Origin of the sequence: Roseateles oligotrophus, assembly GCF_025717515.1 — a bacterium.
Classification (GTDB): Bacteria; Pseudomonadota; Gammaproteobacteria; order Burkholderiales; family Burkholderiaceae_C; genus Paucibacter_A; species Paucibacter_A oligotrophus.
The window spans coordinates 1-2,621 of sequence record NZ_JAJIRN010000021.1 but is presented as its reverse complement, the minus strand read 5'-3'; the positions used below and the strand labels follow the sequence as shown (position 1 = coordinate 2,621).

The 2,621-nt window shown below is 62.8% G+C and carries 2 protein-coding genes; both read left to right on the top strand.

The window, feature by feature from the left end:
• Nucleotides 1–117 precede the first annotated feature (117 nt).
• The gene (gene istA / locus LNV07_RS25220; RefSeq protein WP_263573970.1) at nucleotides 118–1,647 is read left to right on the top strand and encodes an IS21 family transposase; all 1,530 of its coding nucleotides are present in this window, start codon (nucleotides 118–120) and stop codon (nucleotides 1,645–1,647) included.
• Entirely contained in the window at nucleotides 1,637–2,476 is an 840-nt protein-coding gene (gene istB, locus LNV07_RS25215; protein WP_263573969.1) for an IS21-like element helper ATPase IstB, read from the top strand. Before istA ends, istB begins: the two co-directional genes overlap by 11 nt.
• Nucleotides 2,477–2,621: the final 145 nt, after the last annotated feature.

Below are 2,621 nucleotides of genomic sequence, written 5' to 3'. Positions count from 1 at the left end.
TGTTGGCGCCGACCGAATATTGAGCCACTTTTAGGGGTTGTGCCGACCCAAAATTGAGCCAGGTGTTTCACCTACTCTGCTGCTTTTTTAAGCGGCGGGGTGCAAGGAGTGATCACCATGGACATGATTGGCAAGATCCGGCGTTTGCATAGCCGAGACAAGAAGTCGAAGCGCGAGATTTCTCGCACAACTGGCATCTCCCGCAACACGGTGGCGAAGTGGCTGGATGCCCCGTCGCCGTCAACTTGCCCCAAATACCGCAGGGCCGAGCAGCCCAATAAGTTGACGGCCTTCCAAGAGGCGATCAAGCTGGCCTTGAAGGCCGACGCGCATCGTCCCAAGCACGAGCGCCGTACGGCCCGGGCCTTGTTCGCCGAGATCAAGGCCGCCGGTTACGACGGCGGCTATTCGCGCCTCACCGACTTCATCCGCGAGTGGCGCCAGGGCGTTGGCCAGGCCGCGCTGGTGAATGCCTTTGTGCCGCTGTCGTTTGAACTGGGCGAAGCGTTCCAGTTCGATTGGAGCGAAGAAGGCTTGGTGATCGGCGGCATTTACTACCGGCTGCAGGTCTCGCACATGAAGCTGTGCGCCAGCCGGGCGTTCTGGCTGGTCGCCTACCCGAGCCAGGGCCACGAGATGCTGTTCGATGCCCACACCCGCAGCCTTGCGGCCCTGGGCGGCGTGGCCAGGCGCGGCATCTACGACAACATGAAGACGGCCGTGGACAAGGTCTTGAAGGGCAAGGGCCGGGTCGTCAACGATCGCTTCAAGGTGATGTGCGCGCACTATCTGTTCGACCCCGACTTCTGCAATGTGGCCTCGGGCTGGGAAAAAGGCGTGGTCGAGAAGAATGTGCAGGACAGCCGCCGGCGCATCTGGATCGACGCCGCCCAGCAGCGCTTTGGCTCCTTCGCCGAGCTCAATGTCTGGTTGGCAGAGCGCTGCCGGGCGCTGTGGGATGAGGTGCGGCATCCGGTGCATGAGCAGTTCAGCTTGGCCGAGATGCTGGAGCATGAGCGCTTGCACCTGATGCCAATGCCCGCAGCGTTTGATGGTTACGTTGAGAAGCCCTCCAGGGTGAGCAGCACCTGCCTGGTGACGATGGCGCGCAATCGCTACTCGGTGCCCTGTGAGTGGGCGGGCCAGCGGGTCAGCGTCAGGCTGTACCCGAACCATGTTGTGGTGGTGGCTGATGACGCGGTGGTGGCCCGGCACGAGCGGCTGTCGGACCGTGGGCAGACCAGCTACGACTGGCAGCACTATGTGCCGCTGCTGGAGCGCAAGCCCGGCGCCTTGCGCAACGGCGCACCGTTCAGCGATCTGCCCGAACCGCTGCAGAAGCTGCGCCGTGGCTTGCTGCGCGAGGAAGGCGGTGACCGCGTGATGGCGCAGGTGCTGGCCATCGTGCCGAAGGCGGGGCTGGAGAACGTCTTGGTGGCGGTCGAATTGGCGCTGGAGAAGCTGCCGCCGTCGGGACGAGTCAGCGTGGAACATGTGGTCAATGTGCTGAGCCGCTTGAATGAGCCGTCAGCACCGGCGCCGGTGGACGGCGTGCTGCAGGTCTCCAAGCCGGTCTGCAGCGACACCGAACCGTACGACCGCCTGCGCGACAAGCTCGGCAGCGAGGAGGTGCATCATGAAGCGTGATGTGGTGGTCGAGCTCAAGCAACTGCGCTTGAACGGCATGGCCGGCGCCTGGGCTGATTTGCTGGAACAAAGCGAGAGCGGTGGCGCAGAGCTTGGCGGTGGGGCCGGGCCGCAGAATTCGCGCTGGCTGCTGGAGCATTTACTGCAAGCCGAGGCCGCCGACCGGGCGCTGCGCTCGGTCAGCCACCAGATGCATGCGGCCAAATTCCCGCTCCACCGCGACCTGGCCGGCTTCAACTTCGACGGGACCGAGGTGGACCATAAGCTGATCCTTCAGCTGACCGAAGCGAAGTTCACTGAAGCCGCGCACAACGTCGTGATGGTGGGTGGACCCGGCACCGGCAAGACGCATCTGGCCATCGCCATCGGCGTGGCCGGCATCACCAAGATGGCCAAGCGCGTGCGCTTCTATTCGACGGTTGATCTGGTCAACGCGCTGGAGCAGGAGAAGGCGCAAGGCAAGGCCGGGCGCATCGCCACCAGCTTGTTGCGGACGGACTTGGTCATTCTTGATGAACTGGGCTACTTGCCCTTCAGCCAAGCCGGCGGGGCCTTGCTGTTCCATTTGCTGAGCAAGCTGTACGAGCACACCAGCATCCTGATCACGACCAACCTGGACTTCGCCGAATGGTCCAGCGTGTTCGGCGACGCGAAGATGACGCGGGCGCTGCTGGACCGGCTCACGCATCACTGCCACATCGTCGAAACAGGCAATGAAAGCTACCGCTTGCTGCACAGCTCAGCAGTGGCGAAGACGCGCATCAAGGCCAGGGAGCAAGCCCGCAAAGGCGGCAAGACGGAACCGCCGGAAGAGGCTAAAACGGACTGATTCAAAACCAGCTTCAGCACAGGAAGGAGGTCAAGCAAGAGCCACAAGACCTACACTTATCCACAGCCCGGCTTCAAAAGCCGGCACGTTTGCCTGGCTCAATATTCAGTCGGCACGGTGGCTCAATATTCGGTCGGCGCCAACA